Here is a 17,269-nt window from a genome sequence, read left to right as displayed (position 1 = left end):
CCTCCGACCTCGAAGGCAGGCCCCCGTGCTGACCGTCGACTTCACCCGCTTCCCGCTCGCCGCCGGCGACCGGGTGCTCGATCTGGGCTGCGGCGCCGGCCGGCACGCCTTCGAGTGCTACCGGCGTGGCGCCCAGGTGGTGGCCCTCGACCGGAACGGCGAGGAGATCCGCGAGGTCGCCAAGTGGTTCGCCGCGATGAAGGAGGCCGGTGAGGCACCCGCGGGCGCGACCGCCACCGCGATGGAGGGCGACGCCCTCAACCTGCCGTTCCCCGACGCGTCGTTCGACGTCGTGATCATCTCCGAGGTGATGGAGCACATCCCCGACGACAAGGGTGTGCTCGCCGAGATGGTCCGTGTCCTGAAGCCCGGCGGCCGGATCGCGATCACCGTGCCCCGCTACGGCCCCGAGAAGGTCTGTTGGACGCTCTCCGACGCGTACCACGAGGTCGAGGGCGGCCACATCCGGATCTACAAGGCCGACGAACTCCTCGGCAAGATCCGGGAAGCCGGACTCAAGCCCTACGGCACCCACCACGCGCACGCGCTGCACAGCCCGTACTGGTGGCTGAAGTGCGCCTTCGGCGTGGACAACGAGAAGGCGTTCCCGGTGCGCGCCTACCACAAGCTGCTGGTCTGGGACATCATGAAGAAGCCCCTGGCCACCCGGGTCACCGAGCAGCTGCTCAACCCGGTCGTCGGCAAGAGCTTCGTGGCGTACGCGACCAAGCCGCACCTGCCCAAGGCCGAGGCGTGAGCACGCCGGAGCAGACCGAACACCTCGTCCTGCCGGGCGTCCTCACCGCCGGACAGGCAGCCGAGACCGTGGCCGCGCTGCTCGCCGTGCAGCGCGCGGACGGGGCACTGCCCTGGTTCCGCGGGCACCACCTCGACCCGTGGGACCACACCGAGGCCGCCATGGCCCTGGACGCGGCCGGGGAGCACGCGGCCGCCGCCCGCGCTTACGCGTGGCTGGCCCGCCACCAGAACGAGGACGGCTCCTGGTACGCCGCGTACCACGACGGCGACCCCGGCCGGCCGACGGACCTGGGCCGCGAGACCAACTTCTGCGCCTACGTGGCCGTCGGCGTCTGGCACCACTACCTCGCCACCGGCGACGACGCGTTCGCCGACCGGATGTGGCCGACGGTCTACGCCGCGGTCGAGTTCGTGCTGCGGCTCCAGCAGCCCGGCGGCCAGATCGGCTGGAAGCGCGAAGCCGACGGCACCCCCGTCACCGACGCCCTGCTGACCGGCTCCTCCTCCGTCCACCAGGCGCTGCGCTGCGCCCTGGCGCTCGCGGAACAGCGCGAGGAACCGCAGCCCGACTGGGAGTTGGCGGCCGGTGCGCTCGGCCACGCGATCCGCAGCCACCCCGAGCGCTTCCTGGACAAGAGCCGCTACTCGATGGACTGGTACTACCCGGTCCTCGGCGGGGCGGTCACCGGGCCCGACGCGACGCGGCGGATCGAGGACGGCTGGGACAGCTTCGTGGTCCCCGGTCTCGGCGTGCGCTGTGTGCTCCCCAACCCCTGGGTGACGGGCGGCGAGAGCTGCGAACTGGCCCTGGCGCTCTGGGTGACGGGGGAGTCGGACCGTGCCCTGGAGATCCTGCAGTCCATCCAGCACCTGCGGGCCGAAGGCGGCCTCTACTGGACGGGGTACGTCTTCGAGGGCGAGCGGGCCATATGGCCGGAGGAACTCACCACCTGGACCGCCGGATCACTGCTGCTCGCGGTGGCGGCGCTCGGGGGGGACGAGGCGACCACGGCGGTCTTCAGCGGCGAACGGCTGCCGGCCGGGCTGGAGCCGGACTGCTGCCGGTAGGGGTGCCAAAGAGCGCGGGCGCCGAGGTGAAGAACAAGGTTCCGTCCACCTCCGAACTGGGCGGATAATCAGCTGAAGCGGCCGTCGTACGCCGCATAGGGTGCCCGGATGACCCTCCTCGCGCATGCGCGCTACTGCGACGAAATCCTGGCCCGGACCGAGCAGTTGGGCGCACTGGTCACGAGCGCCGGCCTGACCCGGCGGGTGCCGACCTGCCCCGACTGGAACCTGCGCGAGCTCGTCGTCCACGTCGGCGGCGCGGTCTCCAGCCAGAAGTCCAGCAGCCCCCTGTCCCCGAGGACCTCCAGTCCGCCCTCGTCCGGCTTCTGAGGTCGTCCTTCGGCTGAGCACCACCCGCCGCGGATACGACAGCGGCCCCCGCCCTGGTGGGCGGGGGCCGCTCGGGCGTGACGGGCTCAGCCGCGCTGGATGCCCGTGGTGTCCTGGAGGACGCCACGACGGCCGTCCTGCGTCTGGGCGATGAGCCCGGGGCCACGCTGCTCGACCGCGAGGTACCACGTACCGGGCGCGAGTTCGGCGATCGGGTTGGGGGCGCCGTCCTCGCCGTACAGCGGACGGGCCACCGGCACCGCGAACCAGAAGGGCGTGAAGTCGGCAACCGGTGCCGGCGCCGCACCGCCCTGCGAGGCCTGCTGTGCCGCCTGCTGGTGTTCCGGCTGACCGGGCTGGCCCGGCTGGGCGCCGTACGGCTGGTGCTGGCCGGGCTGGGCGCCGAAGGGCTGCTGGGCGGCACCTGGGTAGCCGTAGCCCTGACTGGGCTGCTGGCCGTAGGCCGGCTGGACGGCGGCCGGGCGCGGTGTCCCCAGCAGCGGGGCCTTGAGCGCGGGAACCAGCGGAGTGGCCACGGCGCCGCCGGCCAGCGCGAGGGCGGCGAGCAGCCCGAGGATCAGGCCGGCCCCCGCGTCACCGGCGTCGATGATCGTCCAGAACATGGTCCACAGGGAGAACACGGTGAACGCGGCGCCGAACTGGCCGAGTTCGAAGCCGGCCACCTTCCGGACCGGCATCGCGCGGCTGACGATCAGCAGCGCGGCGCCGATGATGCCGGCCAGGTAGATGCCCATCAGTACGGAAAGCGAGTCCCAGGCGTTCGCGCTGTAGCTCGAGCAGTCCACGCCCGAGGGGCAGTCGTAGCCGGAGAGGTCGAGGAAAGAGGCGATGAACAGCACGACCGCTGCTCCGATCACCACGCCGTCGCCTCGAGTGAGGGAGCGGATATTCACGTGAAGGTCCTTAGTCGGTCGTATCGTCGGGGCGGTCGTCGATGCCGCCTGAACGGCGGGTGCGGCGCGAAGCTCGGGGGCGGCTCCCCATCGTACGGATGAATCTATCGTCTGCCCGGGCCGGTTGTGGTGCTGCCCGAACCTCGGACCGGCTGTCCCCCACAGGCCGCCGCTGCCGCTGCCGTCCGCGCGGAACTACCTCTTCAGATAGCTGCCGATGCCCTCGGCGATGCCGAGAGCCGCTTTCTGGCGCCAGCCTGCGCTGGTGAGCAGGGCGGCATCCTCCGGATCACGCATATTGCCGCATTCGATGAACACTTTGGGTACCTTCGACAGATTCAGTCCGCCGAGATCATCACGGGTGTCGAGCCCGGTGTTGCCGCCGATGTAATTGGACGGGGCACTTCCGGTGACCCGTACGAAATTCCCCGCAATCCGCACTCCAAGTTCACGCGAAGGGGCAACGATCTTCGCGGTGTCCGCGCCGCCTCCGTTCACCGCTGCGGGGAGAATGACGTGGAATCCCCGGTTCCCGGTTGCGGAACCGTCCGCGTGGACCGAGACCACCGCGTCGGCACGCTCCCTGTTGCCGATCCGTGCGCGCTCGTCGACGCACGGGCCGAAGGCGCGGTCACCGTCCTGGGTGAGGACGACCTTCGCACCCTGTTCCTCCAGCAGGGTGCGCAGCCGGCGGGAGACGTCGAGGGTGAACCGGGCCTCCGCGTAACCGGCGTCGGTGGCCGTGCCGGTGGTGTCGCACTCCTTGCGCCCGGTGCCGATGTCCACCTGGCTGTTGATCTCCCGGGTGTGGTCGCGGTTACCCGGATTGTGCCCGGGGTCGATCACCACGGTGCGGCCCGTGAGGGGGCCCCGGGGCAGGGGTTTCGCGGACGTGGCCCCGGCGGACGGGCTCGCGGCCGGGGACGACGGCTCCCGGGTCGAGGGCGTGGGGGAGGGGGAGGGGGACGGCGAGGAGGACGACGGCCGGGACGCGGCCTCCGGTCCGGCGCCGGGATCCTGTCCGCCGTCGCCCGCGCACCCGGCGGCGGTCAGACAGACGCCGGCCAGGGCAGCCGCGGCGAGCACGGGCCTGCGGCGCGGGCCCGTGCTCGCTGTGGGGGGAGGCAACTCGTGGTGACGCACGTCGCGATGCTATCCGTGACCCTCAGGTCCCCGGCCCCGTACGCCGCAATACGCGCAAGGAGTCCGTCACCGAGATCTCGGCGAACGCGCCCGACTTCAGGGCGCGTTGGTGGATGCGGTACGGAGCCTGGCCGCCGTCCGCCGGGTCCGGGAACACATCGTGGATGACCAGCAGGCCGCCGTCGGCGACCTTCGGGGCCCAGCCCTCGTAGTCGCCGTTCGCGTGCTCGTCGGTGTGCCCGCCGTCGATGAAGACCAGTCCGAGTTCCCCGCCCCAGACGGCGGCGACCTGCGGGGACCGCCCGACGAGCGCCACCACGTGCTCCTCCAGCCCTGCGCGGTGCAGGGTGCGCCGGAAGGCCGGCAGCGTGTCCATCAGGCCGATCTCCGGGTCGACCACCGACGGGTCGTGGTACTCCCACCCCGGCTGCTGCTCCTCGCTGCCCCGGTGGTGGTCGACGGTGAGCGCCGTCACCCCGGCGGTGCGGGCGGCGTCGGCCAGCAGGATCGCGGACCGTCCGCAGTAGGTTCCGACCTCCAGGAGCGGCAGCCCCAGCGCGGCGGCCTCGACGGCGGCGGCGTACAGAGTGAGCCCTTCGTGGACCGGCATGAAGCCCTTGGCGGCCTCGAAGGCCGCGAGGACCTTCGGCTCCGGACGGGCGGCGGACTCGGCGGCCACGGGGTTCCTCCTGGTGGGGCGGTGGATCGGACGGCGTCCCATCGTGCCGTACGCCCCCGCGATACGGATCGGCGGGGGCGTACGGGTGGAGAGGGCCTGGGGCGGGGTCCCTGGCAGGGCGCGCCCGGCCGTTCACACGCGGGTTCCGGCCGCAGGAGCGCGCGGCCGGAACCGATGTGTCCCGTCTGCCGGCTACGGAGCCGAGGTCCGACGCTCCCGAGCGCTGACCGCCACCGCCACGGGGGCGGACTCCGCCGCGGCGAGCGCGTCGCCCGCGCTGCTGGCCAGCAGCACCGGGCGCGCCTTCCGCTGCGCCGGCAGGAACGCGGCCAGTACGAGGCCGATCAGCACCGCCCCGGTGGCGATCATGAACGAGGTGCGGAAGCCCTCCATGGTGGGGACCTCCACCGACCCCATCCGCACCGAGGTGTTCGCCAGCACCATGCCGATCACCGCACTCGACAGCGAGGTGCCGATCGAGCGCATCAGCGTGTTCAGGCCGTTGGCCGCGCCGGTCTCGGACGCGTCGACCGCCCCGATGATCAGCGCGGGAAGCGAGGAGTACGCGAGCCCGATGCCGGCTCCGAGCACCACCGCGATCACCACGGTCTGCCAGGCCGCGCTCATCAGGCCCAGCCCGGCGCCGTAGCCGACGGCGATGACGAGCATGCCCAGGATCAGCGTGGTCTTGGGGCCGCGGCGGGCGGAGATCCGGGCGTACAGCGGGGCGACGAACATCATCGTCACACCCAGCGGTGCCACGCAGAGCCCGGCCACCACCATGGACTGCCCCAGTCCGTATCCCGTCGACGCGGGCAGCTGGAGCAGCTGCGGCAGGACCAGCGAGACGGCGTAGAAGGCCACCCCGACCATGATCGACACGAGGTTGGTGAGCAGCACCTCACGGCGGGCGCTGGTGCGCAGATCGACCAGCGGTGCCGGGGAACGCAGCTCGAACAGGCCCCACAGCACCAGGATCAGCAGGGACACGCCGATCAGGCCGAGCGTCAGGGGAGAGGTCCAGCCCCAGTCGCCGCCCTTGGTGACGGGCAGCAGCAGACAGACCAGGCCGAGGGAGAGCCCCAGCGCGCCGATGTGGTCGAAGCGTCCCGGCGCGCGCAGCGGAGGCTCCGGCACGACGAGGGCCGTCAGGGTCATCGCCACGACGCCCAGCGCGGCGGAGCCCAGGAAGAGCGCGTGCCAGTCGGCGTGCTGGGCGACGACCGCGGCGGCGGGCAGCGCGAGTCCGCCGCCCACCCCTATGGACGAGCTCATCAGGGCCATCGCCGAGCCGAGCTTCTCGGCCGGCAGGACATCGCGCATGATGCCGATCCCCAGCGGAATGGCGCCCATGGCGAAGCCCTGGAGCGCCCGGCCGACGATCATGACCACGAGGCTGTCGGTGGACGCGCAGATCAGCGAGCCCACCACCATGACGGCGAGGCTGGCCAGCAGCATCCGCCGCTTGCCGTAGAGATCGCCGAGCCGCCCCATGATCGGCGTCGCGACGGCCCCGGCGAGCAGGGTGGCCGTCATCACCCAGGTCGCGTTCGCCGGGTCGGTGCCGAGCAGGGACGGCAGGTCCTTGATGACGGGGACGAGCAGGGTCTGCATCACCGCGACGGTGATCCCCGCGAACGCGAGTACGGGAACGACGCCGCCGCCCTTGCCCCTGCGCGGGTCGGGGTGTTTCCCGGCTTGCTGTTCGTTCGTCGTCCGTTGCATACGTGTGGCCTCCGGGCAGGGGAAAGTGCGGAAGATCGAGCGGGGCGGAGCATGCGGGGGCGCGCCGACAGGCAGCGCCCACCGCCAAGTGCGTGCATGGTGAACGCTTCCGTATGCCCGCGATATTCCGGTGAACACGACGTAAAAAGAGGACAGTCGGCAAAGGTCCTACGCCAGGGGGCGGAGGCCCGAGGGGGCCCGAAGGGGGACCCGAAACCGATGTACGGGGCACGTGTGGCCTGCGAGTATGACACGCATGGTTGACGTCTCCCCGCCCACGCGGCCTCCCGCCCGACCGAGAACCCGGACGTGGGCCGTGGTCGCGGCCGCCTGCACCGGCCAGTTCCTGGTCGTCCTCGATGTGTCCGTCGTCAATGTGGCACTGCCGTCCATGCGCACCGACCTGGGACTGAGCGCACCCGGACTGCAGTGGGTCGTCAACGCCTACTCGATCGCCTTCGCCGGCTTCATGCTGCTCGGCGGGCGGGCCGCCGACATCTACGGCCGCAAGAGGATGTTCCTGACCGGACTCGGCCTCTTCACCGCGGCCTCACTGGCCGGAGGGTTCGCGCAGGAGGGCTGGCAGCTCCTCGCCGCCCGAGCCGGGCAGGGACTCGGCGCCGCCGTGCTGGCCCCGGCGACGCTCACCATCCTCACCGCGGCCGTCCCCGAAGGCCCCGCGCGGACCAAGGCGATCGGCACCTGGATGGCCGTCGGCGCGGGCGGCGGAGCGGCCGGCGGGCTGATCGGCGGGGTGCTCACCGACCTCCTGTCCTGGCGGTGGGTCCTGCTCATCAACGTGCCGGTCGGCGTCCTGGTCCTCGCCGGCGCGGCCGTGTGGCTGGCCGAGGGCAGGGCGGGCGACCGGCGCCGTGTGGACCTGCTGGGCGCGGTGCTCGTCACGGCGGGCCTGGCGACGACGGCGTACGGCATCGTGCAGACCGAGGCCGCCGGCTGGACCGCCGCCGACACCCTGGTGCCCCTGCTGGGCGGTCTGGCCCCTGCTCGGCGTGTTCGTCCTGGTGGAGGCCAGGACGGCCGCGCCCCTGATGCCGCTGCGGGTGCTCGGGGTGCGCGCCGTCTCGGCGGCGAACGTGTCGATGCTGCTGCTGGGTTCGGCGACCTTCTGCATGTGGTACTTCATGACCGTCTACGTCCAGAACGTCCTGGGCTACACGCCGCTGGAGGCCGGATTCGCGCTCGTACCGAGCTCCGTAGCCGTCTTCGTCGGCGCGAAGGCCGCCCCCGCGCTCATGGCGCGGACCGGCGCCAAGCCCCTGGCCGTGGCCGGCGCCCTGGTCGCCGCCGTCGGCTTCGGCTGGCAGTCCACCTTGGGCGTGCACGGCTCCTACCTCACGGCGGTCTGTCTCCCCGGCGTCCTGATGATGGCCGGCGCCGGACTGGCCTCCACCCCGCTGGCCGCCCTCGCCACCTCCGGTGCGGCACCCGGAGACGCCGGACTCGTCTCCGGGCTGGTCAACACCTCCCGCACGATGGGCGGCGCACTGGGCCTCTCCGTGCTCTCCACGGTCGCGGCGGCCCGTACGGCGGGCTCGACGGGTCCGGCGGAGATCACCGCCGGATACGCCCTGGCCTTCCGCACCTCCGCCGTGGTGCTGGTGACCGGGGCGGTGATGATGCTGCTCTGGCTTCCGGGGCGGGGCGAGAAGCAGACGCCCGGCCGCGCGGAGACGCGAGCCGGGGGCCGCCCGGGGACGGAGCCCGCGTCGGCGCTGCAGTCCCCGGAGGCGTAGAACCTGTCCGGCGGATCAGATGACTGCCGGGGCGGGGGCCGGGGCTGACCTCAAGTCGGGAGCGGGACGCGGTCGCCGTACCGCCGAAGGCCGCCGCAGCCGGGTGGCTGCGACGGCCCTCGTGTCGTACGGAGCGGATCAGGCCGCCGCGCTGCCACCCCCTTCGGAGGGACGGCGGTGACGGCCGTGCGGCTGCACGGTCACACTCTCCGCAGATGCGCCTCCTCGGTGCTTTCCGTAGCCGCCGGCTTCGGCCCGTTCCGTGTCCGCCTCCGGCGGACGCGTCTGGGTCGTGTCGGTTCGGGCTTCAGACATGTGGGAAGTCTCCCCGTTGCAATCGCTTACGTGTGTGTCGCAGCCCCGCCGCCACCCGGCACGGTCACCGTCGGCGCCCGCGCGGAACGGCTGCGTAGCCCCGATCCCGAGTTTATCCAGGTGTGGTGCGCCCGGTGAGAGGCGCCTGCCCCAGCGGAACGGGCGTGCACACACCGCGAGCCGCCGCAGCCCCGGACGTGTCCGTTCCGTTCGTGGCGACCGGGTGCGGGCCGTCCACGGGAGCCTCCAGCAACGCCACGGCGCAGGGGGCGCCCTCCTGCGCGTACGGCAGGTGCAGCACACCTTCCCGGGTCCAGAAACCGGATCCGGCCAGCCACCCGCCGGGCGCCGCGAACTGGTGCAGCCGGCGTCCCGCCGGACGCCACAGCCCCACCCAGCTGCCGGCCGAACCGTCGATCCGCAGGGCCACCGCGCAGCTCTCCGGCATCAGCATCTGACCGGGCTGTACGGCGAACGGCGTCAGTGTCCCGTCCGGAGGGCGCAGGCACTCCGGGAACCGCACCGGGAGACAGCTGCCGAGTACGCCCCAGCCGAGCCGGTCGTGGCCGGGCGCGTCGGACCGGACCAGCAACAGGCCGCTGTCGGCGTCGGCCAGCAGCAACCGATCGTTGCTCTCCGGTGCGATCTGCAGCAGCGGGGTCACCTCGCCGCAGCGCTCCAGGTCCACGACGACCGCTTTCACGGGGCCGCCGCCCGGCATCTGCCGGTCCAGGGCGAGCAGCCGGCCCTCGCGGTCCAGCCAGGCACCGCCCGAACAGCGCCCCGGAACATCCGCGACCCGCTCGGGCCCGAACGCGCCGCCCGCCACCAGCCAGACGGCGGTGGAGCGTTCACCGGGAACCAGGGCACAGGCGCTCATGCCGTCCGGGGACGGGGGGAGGAGTGTGAGTTCCGGGCAGTCGAGGGAACCCAGGGAGAGTTCACCCGTGCCGGGCCCGGTCGGATAGAGCAGCGAGAACGTGTGCCGGTCGGCTCCCACCCGCCGCCGGATGAGGACCCGTCCGTCCGAGAGCGGCAGTACATCGGAGGCCGCCTCCTCCGGCTGGTCGAGGGGGAGGGGGACGGCGTAGGGCTCGGGCCCGTCCAGCGTCCAGCGCTCGGGGAACCAGGCCGGCTCGGCCGTCTCCCCGGCTGCGGTGAGCCGCGCGGCGTACGAGTGGTCGGCGGCGATGGTGAGCGCGGCCGGCAGGAGACGCGACGAGGTCCGGGGGCCGGCCGCCGCGGGTGTCCGCACGGGGGGCGTGGGCGGCACGGAGGGGACGGGCGGCACGGAGGGGAGGGGCGACGTGCGTGGGCCGGTGTCCCGGCCGACCGCACCCGGCCCGACCGGATCCGCGTCCTGGTCCTCGTCCGGCACACCCGCGGCGCCGACGTGCGGCACGGGCCCGTCCGGCCCGTCCGGTTCCGCCGGCTCGGGTGCGGGCTCGGCCGTCGCGACAGCCCTTGCGACTCCGGCGGTCTTGTCCTCGATGGCACACGCAGTCATGGTCCGGTCACCTCCGGCAACCGAAGCTAGGTTTCGCGCCACCCGACGGACAACACGAGCCACACCACTTCACGCATAAGGGTGTTGATGTCCTGATTCGCCTGCGAAGGCAGGGGTGACTGTGCTCCCGCTTTTCTGCGCACCCGAGGTAAGCAGCGAGGCGCGTAACGATTCGCACCGGCCGCCGGTCCGTCCCCATGGGCCCCGGCGGCCAGGGGCGGTGGGGCACGGCGGGCAGGTAGCCTTTCCTCCGTGCCCCGTCTGTCTGAAGTCATCGCCGAGCTCGACGCCCTCTGGCCGCCCGAGCGGGCCGAAGGATGGGACGCCGTCGGCACGGTCTGCGGTGATCCCGCAGCGGAGATCGACCGGGTCCTCTTCGCCGTCGACCCCGTGCAGCAGATCGCCGACGAGGCCCGCACCCTCGGCGCCCAGCTGATCGTCACCCATCACCCGCTCTATCTGCGCGGCACGACGACGGTCGCGGCCTCCACCTTCAAGGGCCGGGTCGTGCACGGGCTCATCAAGCACGACATCGCCCTGCACGTCGCGCACACCAACGCGGACACCGCCGACCCCGGGGTCTCCGACGCCCTCGCCGCCGCCCTCGACCTGCGGATCACCGGCCCCCTCGTGCCGGACCCCGCCGACGCCGGTGGCCGACGCGGACTCGGCCGGATCTGCGAGCTCGACCACCCCGAGAGCCTCCGCGACTTCGCCGCCCGTGCCGCCGCCCGGCTGCCCGCCACGGCGCAGGGCGTCCGGCTGGCCGGCGACCCCGACGCCGTCGTGCGCCGGGTCGCGGTGAGCGGCGGCTCCGGCGACAGCCTCTTCGACGCGGTGCGGGCCGCCGGTGTGGACGCCTTCCTCACCGCGGACCTGCGCCACCACCCGGCCTCCGAGGCCGTCCAGCACTCGCCGCTCGGCCTGGTCGATGCCGCACACTGGGCCACCGAGTGGCCCTGGTGCGAGCAGGCCGCCGCGCAGCTCGACGCGATTTCCGACCGCCACGGATGGGACCTGCGGGTCCATGTCTCGAAGCAGGTCACCGACCCCTGGACCACCCACCACTCTTCTGGAGCCCCCAACTGAACGCCGCGCCCGCCGACCAGATCCGACTCCTCGAAGTCCAGGCACTCGACGTACGTCTGTCGCAGCTCTCCCACAAGAGCACGTCGCTGCCCGAGCACGCCGAGCTCGACGTGCTCAACAGCGACCTCGCCCAGCTGCGCGACCTGCTCGTCGCCTCGCAGACCGAGGAGAGCGACACCACCCGCGAGCAGACCAAGGCGGAGCAGGACGTCGACCAGGTGCGCCAGCGTGCCGTCCGCGACCAGCAGCGGCTCGACTCCGGCGCGGTCTCCTCGCCGAAGGACCTGGAGAGCCTGCAGCGCGAGCTCACCTCGCTGGCCAAGCGCCAGGGTGACCTGGAGGACGTCGTCCTCGAGATCATGGAGCGCCGCGAGTCCGCCCAGGAGCGCGTCACCGAACTGACGGAGCGCGTCCGCGCCGTCCAGGCGAAGGTGGACGACGCCACCACCCGCCGGGACGCCGCCACTCAGGAGCTCGAGGCCGAGGCCGCCGTCGTGGCCAAGGACCGCGAGGTCGTCGCGGGTGCCGTTCCCGCCGACCTGCTCAAGCTGTACGACAAGCTGCGCGCCCAGCAGGGCGGCGTCGGCGCGGCCCGGCTCTACCAGCGCCGCTGCGAGGGCTGCCGCCTGGAGCTGAACATCACCGAGGTCAACGACGTGAAGGCCGCGTCCCCCGACACGGTGCTGCGCTGCGAGAACTGCCACCGCATCCTGGTGCGCACCGCGGACTCGGGCCTGTAGTGTCCGCTCCCCGCAAGCTGGTCGTCGAGGCCGACGGCGGTTCCCGGGGCAACCCCGGGCCCGCCGGCTACGGGGCGGTCGTGCTCGACCAGGCCGACGCCGCGACGCTCGCCGAGGCGGCCGAGTACATCGGCGTCGCGACGAACAACGTCGCCGAGTACAAGGGCCTGATCGCCGGGCTGAAGGCGGTCAGGGAGCTCTTCCCGGACACGGCCGTGGAGGTCCGTGTCCGGATGGACTCCAAGCTGGTGGTCGAGCAGATGTCGGGCCGCTGGAAGATCAAGCACCCCGACATGAAGCCGCTCGCCGCGGAGGCCGCGAGCATCCTGCCCGCCTCCTCGGTCACGTACGAGTGGATCCCGCGCGACCGGAACAAGCACGCCGACCGGCTCGCCAACGAGGCGATGGACGCGGGCAGGCGGGGCGTGCAGTGGGACCCGGCGTCCTCGACGGCCGACATGGAGACGACGCGTACGCCGGTGCTGCCGGAGTCGCCGCTGCCCCCGGCCGGGCCGCCCGGTGACGCGGTGGCGGGCGCGGCGAGGGTCCGCGCCGCGATGGCCGCCGTCCGCCCGGCGGAGACCACCCCGCAGGGCGCATCGGCGACCCCGCAGGTGGGCTGGGGGAGCGCCCCCGATCTGGGCGCGCCCGCCACCTTCTTCCTGCTCCGGCACGGCGAGACGGCCCTCACCCCCGAGAAGCGGTTCTCGGGCAGCGGCGGCAGCGACCCCGAGCTCTCGGAGACCGGACGCCATCAGGCGGACCGCGCCGCGGAGGCGTTCGCCGCCCGGGGCACGGTCCAGGAGATCGTGAGCTCCCCGCTGCGCCGCTGCCGTGAGACGGCGGAAGCCGTGGCGGCCGGGCTCGGCCTTCAGGTCCGCGTCGAGGAAGGCCTGCGCGAAGCGGACTTCGGGGTCTGGGAGGGCCTCACCTTCGGCGAGGTGAAGGAGCGCTACGGCTCCGACCTCACCGCCTGGCTGGCGTCCCCCGACGCGGCTCCCACCGGCGGCGGCGAGAGCTTCGCCGAGGTGGCGGAGCGGGTGTCGGCGACGCGCGACCGGCTGATCGCCCGTTACGCGGGCCGTACGGTGCTCCTGGTCACGCACGTCACCCCGATCAAGATCCTGGTCCGGCTCGCCCTGGGCGCCCCGCCGGAGTCGCTGTTCCGCATGGAGCTCTCACCGGCCTCGGTCTCGACGGTGGCGTACTACGCGGACGGGAACCCGTCGCTGAGGCTCCTCAACGACACCTCGCACCTGCGGTAGTGGGCGCGTGACCTGGTCCTCGGGGCTGCTCGGCTTCCTCGCCGGGCTGCTGATCTCGGTCACCACCGCGCCCGTGGGCGTGTCCGGTGCGGTGTTCCTGCTGCCGGTGCAGGTCAGTCTGCTCGGTGTGCCGAGTCCCGCGGTGACCCCCACCAACCTGCTGTACAACGTGGTGTCGTGCCCCGGCGCCCTCCTGCGCTACCGCAACAGCGGCCGGCTGCGCGGACCGCTGACCCGGCTGCTCGTCGTGGGCGCGGTGCCGGGGGTGGTGATCGGCGCGGTGGTCCGGGTCTTCGCGGTGCCCGGCCCGGCGGTCTTCCGGCTGTTCATCGCCGTCCTGCTGCTCCCGCTGGGCGCGTGGCTGTGTGCCCGGACCCTGCGCCCCTCGCGCCGCAGCGCCGCCGCCGCGCAGCCCTCGCCCCGCGCCACCACCGGTCTCGCGCTGGCCGTCGGCATCGCGGGAGGGGTCTACGGGATCGGTGGCGGCTCGCTGCTCGGGCCGATCCTCGTCGGGCGCGGGGTCCCGGTCGCGAAGGTCGCGCCCGCGGCCCTCGCCTGCACGTTCGTGACCTCCCTCGCGGGGGCGGGCACGTACGCCCTGCTGTCGCTGACCGTCACGGGCGACATCGCGCCCGACTGGGCCCTCGGCCTCGCCTGCGGACTCGGCGGACTCTGCGGCGGCTACCTCGGAGCCCGCCTCCAGCCCCGTCTCCCCGAGACGGCACTGCGGCTCCTGCTGGGCTCCCTCGCCCTGGGCATCGGCGCGCTGTACGCCGTCCAGGCCGTGAGCTGAGCGCTGGGCTCAGCCGCGGCTGAGCGCCGACGCCTCCGCTGCCAGCCGCTCCACGCGCGCCCAGTCCTTCGCCGCCACCGCGTCACCAGGCACCATCCAACTGCCGCCCACGCAGCCGACGTTGGGCAGGGCCAGGTAGGACGGCGCCGAGGCGAGCGAGATGCCGCCCGTCGGGCAGAACCGGGCCTGGGGGAGCGGGGAGGCCAGCGCCTTCAGATAGGCGGTGCCGCCCGCGGCCTCGGCCGGGAAGAACTTCATCTCGGTGACCCCGCGCTCCAGCAGCGCGACCACCTCGGACGTCGTCGAGACGCCCGGAAGGAACGGCACGCCCGAGGCCTTCATCGCGTCCAGCAGGGCGTCCGTCCAGCCGGGGCTGACCAGGAAGCGCGCTCCGGCCGCGACCGTCGCGGTCACGTGCGCCGGGGAGATCACCGTGCCGGCGCCCACCACGGCTTCGGGGACCTCCGCGGCGATCGCCCGGATCGCGTCGAGGGCCGCGGCCGTCCGCAGCGTGACCTCGATCGCGGGCAGCCCGCCCGCGACGAGCGCACGGGCCAGCGGCACCGCGTCGGCCGCGTCCTCCAGCACGACGACGGGAACGACGGGGGCGAGGTCCAGGACGGAAGTGGACACGGCGGCGGGCGCGGAGGAGGTCATGGACTCATCCTGCCGCGAGAACCGCACACTGCGCAACGCGCGTTGCGCATGCTGCAACGCGGTGTGTCAGTGGATCTCGGTGACCACCACATCGAGTGCCCACGACCGCCCCGCCCGCTCGGGAGCCTGTGACTCCACCACGTAACCGAGGTCGCGCAGCACCTCCACCAGCTCCGCAGGGCCCTTCGGCCGGGCCCCGGCCAGCAGCAGATCGCGGACCATCCGCCCCTTCGTCGCCTTGTTGAAGTGGCTGACCACGGACCGCTTCTCCACCCCGTTCACCCTCTGGGACTGGAGCACCCGCACACGCGCCGTGCGCTCCGCGACCTCGCCCGTCGGCTTCCACGCGCCGGCGTACGCCGACGAACGCAGATCCAGGACCAGCCCGTCCCCGGCCGCCTCCGGCATGACCGACGCCATCGGGGCGCGCCAGTACGCGTTCAGCGCGCCGAGCCCCGGCAGCCTCACCCCCATCGAGCAGCGGTACGAGGGGATACGGTCGCCCACCCGCACCGCGCCCCACAGCCCGGAGAAGACCAGCAGCGACGTCCCGGCCCGCCGCTCGGCAGCCGCGTCCAGCGTGGCCAGGCCGAGGGCGTCGTAGAGCACCCCGGTGTAGATCTCCCCGGCGGGCCGGGCCCCGGCCGTCCGCAGCTCGGCGTTCTTCGCGATCTCGCCGCGCAGCCCCTCGCTCAGGCCCAGCACCTCACGGGCCTTGTCCTCGTCCGCCAGGCACAGGTCGACCAGCTCGTCGAGGACCGCGGCCCTGGCGTCGGCGAGACCCGGCAGGGACAGGGACTCCGGCTTCAGCGGTGCCCCGCGCCCCGAGGCGGCCTTACCTTCGGAGGGCGGCAACAGCACGAGCACGGGGGTTCTCCTTCATACGCGGCACAGGGCCCCGCGCGGGTGGGAGCCCCCGGCAAGGGTACGGGCCGGACCGCCCGGAGCCGTCCCGGAGACCGGGATGCCGACCCCACCGCCCCGGCCTACGCTCGGTGGCATGCCCCGCCGCCACCTCCACATGACCGGCACGGACGGCACCCCGCTCCGGGCGGCCCTGCGCGCGCTGCGCACCGAGCTCGGTCTGCCCGCCGGCTTCCCGCCCGCCGTCCTCGCCGAGGCGGGGGACGCGGTGAGGTCTCCGGACCTGTCCGGCAACCAGGACGCCACCGACCTGCCGTTCCTCACCATCGACCCGCCGGGCTCCAGGGACCTCGACCAGGCGATGTGCCTGGAGCGGCGCCCGCACGGCTTCCGGGTGCACTACGCCATCGCCGACGTCGCCGCCTTCGTCCGGCCCGGCGGAGCGCTGGACGGCGAGGCCCACCAGCGGGTGACGACCCTGTACTTCCCCGACGGCAAGGTCCCCCTGCACCCCCCGGTGCTCTCCGAGGGAGCCGCCAGCCTCCTCCCCGGCGAGACCCGTCCTGCCGCGCTCTGGCGGATCGACCTCGACACGGAGGGCCGTACCGTCGCTGCCGAGGTCCGCCGGGCCCTCGTGCGCAGCCGCGCGAAGCTCGACTACAGGGGCGTCCAGCGGCAGATCGACGCCGGTACGGCCGAGGAACCCCTCGCCCTGCTCAGGGACATCGGCCTGCTGCGCGAGCAGCAGGAGATCGCCCGGGGCGGCATCTCGCTCGACGTACCCGAGCAGGAGATCGTCGAACGCGACGGCGCCTACGGCCTCGACTACCGCGCGCCCGTGCCCGCCGACGGCTGGAACGCCCAGATCTCCCTGCTCACCGGCATGGCGGCCGCCGGGATCATGCGGGACTCCGGCACCGGCATCCTCCGTACGCTGCCGGTCGCCCCCGACGGCGCGGTCGCCCGGCTCCGACGCTCCGCCGAGGCCCTGCACATCGACTGGCCGCACCACGTCCCGTACGCCGGAGTGGTGCGCTCCCTCGACCCCACGCGGGGCAACCACGCGGCGTTCCTCCAGGAGTGCACCACGCTCCTGCGCGGCGCCGGCTACAGCGTGTTCGAGCACGGCGACCTCCCCACCCCCGCCGTGCACGCCGCCGTCGCCGAGCTCTACACGCACTGCACCGCGCCGCTGCGACGGCTCGTCGACCGTTACGCCGCCGAACTGTGCCTCGCCGCGACCGCCGGGCGTGAGCCGCCGGAATGGGTGCTGCAGGCGTTGCCCGGCCTGCCGGAGGAGATGGCCGAGGGGACCCGCCGCGCGAACACCGTGGAGCGCGAGTGCGTCGACCTGGTCGAGGCGGCACTCGTCGCGGACCGGGTCGGCGAGGTCTTCGACGGCTATGTGATCGACGTCAAGGACAACGACCCCACCGTCGGCACCGTCCACATCGAGGACCCGGCGATCGTCGCCCGTGTCGAGGCCGCCGCCCCTCTCCCCCTGGGTGAACGACTACGGGTCCGCCTCACCCGGGCAGCCCCGGGCACGTCGAAGGCGCTGTTCGCCCCCGTGTGAGCGCCGGCCGCAGAGGTCCCCGACGACCGGCTTGTCCGCATCTCGTACGATCACGTCCTCGGCTACGGACTGCGTACCGACTCCGTACCAG

At 73.2% G+C, this 17,269-nt stretch carries 14 protein-coding genes and 2 pseudogenes; 9 read left to right on the top strand and 7 right to left on the bottom strand.

The features are described 5' to 3' along the window. Positions 1–25: 25 nt before the first annotated feature. The 3 genes and pseudogenes from ACFYQ5_RS16795 to ACFYQ5_RS16785 form a co-directional block, all read left to right on the top strand. The gene (locus tag ACFYQ5_RS16795; protein WP_389198056.1) at positions 26–757 is read left to right on the top strand and encodes a class I SAM-dependent methyltransferase; all 732 of its coding nucleotides are present in this window, start codon (positions 26–28) and stop codon (positions 755–757) included. Next, positions 754–1,827, top strand: a complete 1,074-nt coding sequence (locus ACFYQ5_RS16790; protein ID WP_389198055.1) for a prenyltransferase — start codon at positions 754–756, stop codon at positions 1,825–1,827. Before ACFYQ5_RS16795 ends, ACFYQ5_RS16790 begins: the two co-directional genes overlap by 4 nt. A gap of 108 nt (positions 1,828–1,935) precedes the next feature. After that, positions 1,936–2,088 (top strand): annotated as a pseudogene (locus tag ACFYQ5_RS16785) (maleylpyruvate isomerase N-terminal domain-containing protein); the annotation flags it as partial. A gap of 155 nt (positions 2,089–2,243) precedes the next feature. Here ACFYQ5_RS16785 and ACFYQ5_RS16780 read toward each other — a convergent pair. The 4 genes from ACFYQ5_RS16780 to ACFYQ5_RS16765 all read right to left on the bottom strand — a co-directional run bounded on the left by ACFYQ5_RS16780 (position 2,244) and on the right by ACFYQ5_RS16765 (position 6,618). Then, on the bottom strand, positions 2,244–3,071 hold the full coding sequence (locus tag ACFYQ5_RS16780) for a hypothetical protein (protein ID WP_389198054.1): 828 nt from the start codon (positions 3,069–3,071) through the stop codon (positions 2,244–2,246). Positions 3,072–3,266: 195 nt separating this feature from the next. Next, on the bottom strand, positions 3,267–4,214 hold the full coding sequence (locus ACFYQ5_RS16775) for an N-acetylmuramoyl-L-alanine amidase (protein ID WP_389198053.1): 948 nt from the start codon (positions 4,212–4,214) through the stop codon (positions 3,267–3,269). A 22-nt stretch (positions 4,215–4,236) separates the two neighbouring features. Further along, positions 4,237–4,893: a class I SAM-dependent methyltransferase gene (locus ACFYQ5_RS16770; protein ID WP_389198052.1), complete on the bottom strand. Its 657-nt coding sequence runs from the start codon at positions 4,891–4,893 to the stop codon at positions 4,237–4,239. Between the two features lie 192 nt (positions 4,894–5,085). Beyond that, positions 5,086–6,618 (bottom strand): MFS transporter, encoded by a 1,533-nt coding sequence (locus ACFYQ5_RS16765; RefSeq protein ID WP_389198051.1) that lies wholly within the window; start codon positions 6,616–6,618, stop codon positions 5,086–5,088. A gap of 247 nt (positions 6,619–6,865) precedes the next feature. On the opposite strand from ACFYQ5_RS16765, the pseudogene ACFYQ5_RS16760 reads away from it, so the two are divergent. Then, positions 6,866–8,372 (top strand): annotated as a pseudogene (locus ACFYQ5_RS16760) (MFS transporter). 427 nt (positions 8,373–8,799) lie between these two features. Here ACFYQ5_RS16760 and ACFYQ5_RS16755 read toward each other — a convergent pair. After that, entirely contained in the window at positions 8,800–10,194 is a 1,395-nt protein-coding gene (locus tag ACFYQ5_RS16755; protein ID WP_389198050.1) for a hypothetical protein, read from the bottom strand. A 252-nt stretch (positions 10,195–10,446) separates the two neighbouring features. Between ACFYQ5_RS16755 and ACFYQ5_RS16750 the strand changes: the two genes are divergently transcribed. The 4 genes from ACFYQ5_RS16750 to ACFYQ5_RS16735 are packed head-to-tail and all read left to right on the top strand — an operon-like array spanning position 10,447 to position 14,081. Beyond that, positions 10,447–11,283, top strand: coding sequence for a Nif3-like dinuclear metal center hexameric protein (locus ACFYQ5_RS16750; protein WP_389198049.1), 837 nt, complete (start codon positions 10,447–10,449; stop codon positions 11,281–11,283). Then, the gene (locus tag ACFYQ5_RS16745; RefSeq protein ID WP_389198285.1) at positions 11,280–12,023 is read left to right on the top strand and encodes a zinc ribbon domain-containing protein; all 744 of its coding nucleotides are present in this window, start codon (positions 11,280–11,282) and stop codon (positions 12,021–12,023) included. The genes ACFYQ5_RS16750 and ACFYQ5_RS16745 overlap by 4 nt, the downstream gene beginning before the upstream one ends. Further along, positions 12,023–13,288, top strand: coding sequence for a bifunctional RNase H/acid phosphatase (locus ACFYQ5_RS16740; RefSeq protein ID WP_389198048.1), 1,266 nt, complete (start codon positions 12,023–12,025; stop codon positions 13,286–13,288). Before ACFYQ5_RS16745 ends, ACFYQ5_RS16740 begins: the two co-directional genes overlap by 1 nt. Positions 13,289–13,295: 7 nt before the next feature. Further along, a complete protein-coding gene (locus ACFYQ5_RS16735; RefSeq protein WP_389198047.1) occupies positions 13,296–14,081 on the top strand; it encodes a TSUP family transporter in 786 nt (261 codons plus the stop codon). 9 nt (positions 14,082–14,090) lie between these two features. Here the strand turns inward: ACFYQ5_RS16735 and eda are convergent, their stop codons facing one another. Continuing rightward, positions 14,091–14,738 carry a bifunctional 4-hydroxy-2-oxoglutarate aldolase/2-dehydro-3-deoxy-phosphogluconate aldolase gene (gene eda / locus ACFYQ5_RS16730; protein ID WP_389198046.1) on the bottom strand — a complete coding sequence of 216 codons (648 nt, stop codon included), beginning with the start codon at positions 14,736–14,738 and terminating at the stop codon, positions 14,091–14,093. 66 nt (positions 14,739–14,804) lie between these two features. Beyond that, on the bottom strand, positions 14,805–15,605 hold the full coding sequence (gene yaaA / locus ACFYQ5_RS16725; RefSeq protein ID WP_389198045.1) for a peroxide stress protein YaaA: 801 nt from the start codon (positions 15,603–15,605) through the stop codon (positions 14,805–14,807). Between the two features lie 154 nt (positions 15,606–15,759). Between yaaA and ACFYQ5_RS16720 the strand changes: the two genes are divergently transcribed. Beyond that, positions 15,760–17,178 carry an RNB domain-containing ribonuclease gene (locus ACFYQ5_RS16720; protein WP_389198283.1) on the top strand — a complete coding sequence of 473 codons (1,419 nt, stop codon included), beginning with the start codon at positions 15,760–15,762 and terminating at the stop codon, positions 17,176–17,178. The last annotated feature ends 91 nt before the right edge of the window (positions 17,179–17,269 follow it).

Source organism: Streptomyces sp. NPDC005794 (assembly GCF_042871445.1).
In the GTDB taxonomy this organism is placed as follows: Bacteria; Actinomycetota; Actinomycetes; order Streptomycetales; family Streptomycetaceae; genus Streptomyces.
This window is presented reverse-complemented; position numbering and strand designations above follow the sequence as displayed.

What these genes read in the sequence shown, in the direction of transcription:
- eda (WP_389198046.1), bottom strand. Translation starts at nt 14,738, where the DNA reads ATGACCTCCTCCGCGCCCGCCGCCGTGTCCACTTCCGTCCTGGACCTC.
- ACFYQ5_RS16755 (WP_389198050.1), bottom strand. Translation starts at nt 10,194, where the DNA reads ATGACTGCGTGTGCCATCGAGGACAAGACCGCCGGAGTCGCAAGGGCT.
- ACFYQ5_RS16765 (WP_389198051.1), bottom strand. Translation starts at nt 6,618, where the DNA reads ATGCAACGGACGACGAACGAACAGCAAGCCGGGAAACACCCCGACCCG.
- ACFYQ5_RS16720 (WP_389198283.1), top strand. Translation starts at nt 15,760, where the DNA reads ATGACCGGCACGGACGGCACCCCGCTCCGGGCGGCCCTGCGCGCGCTG.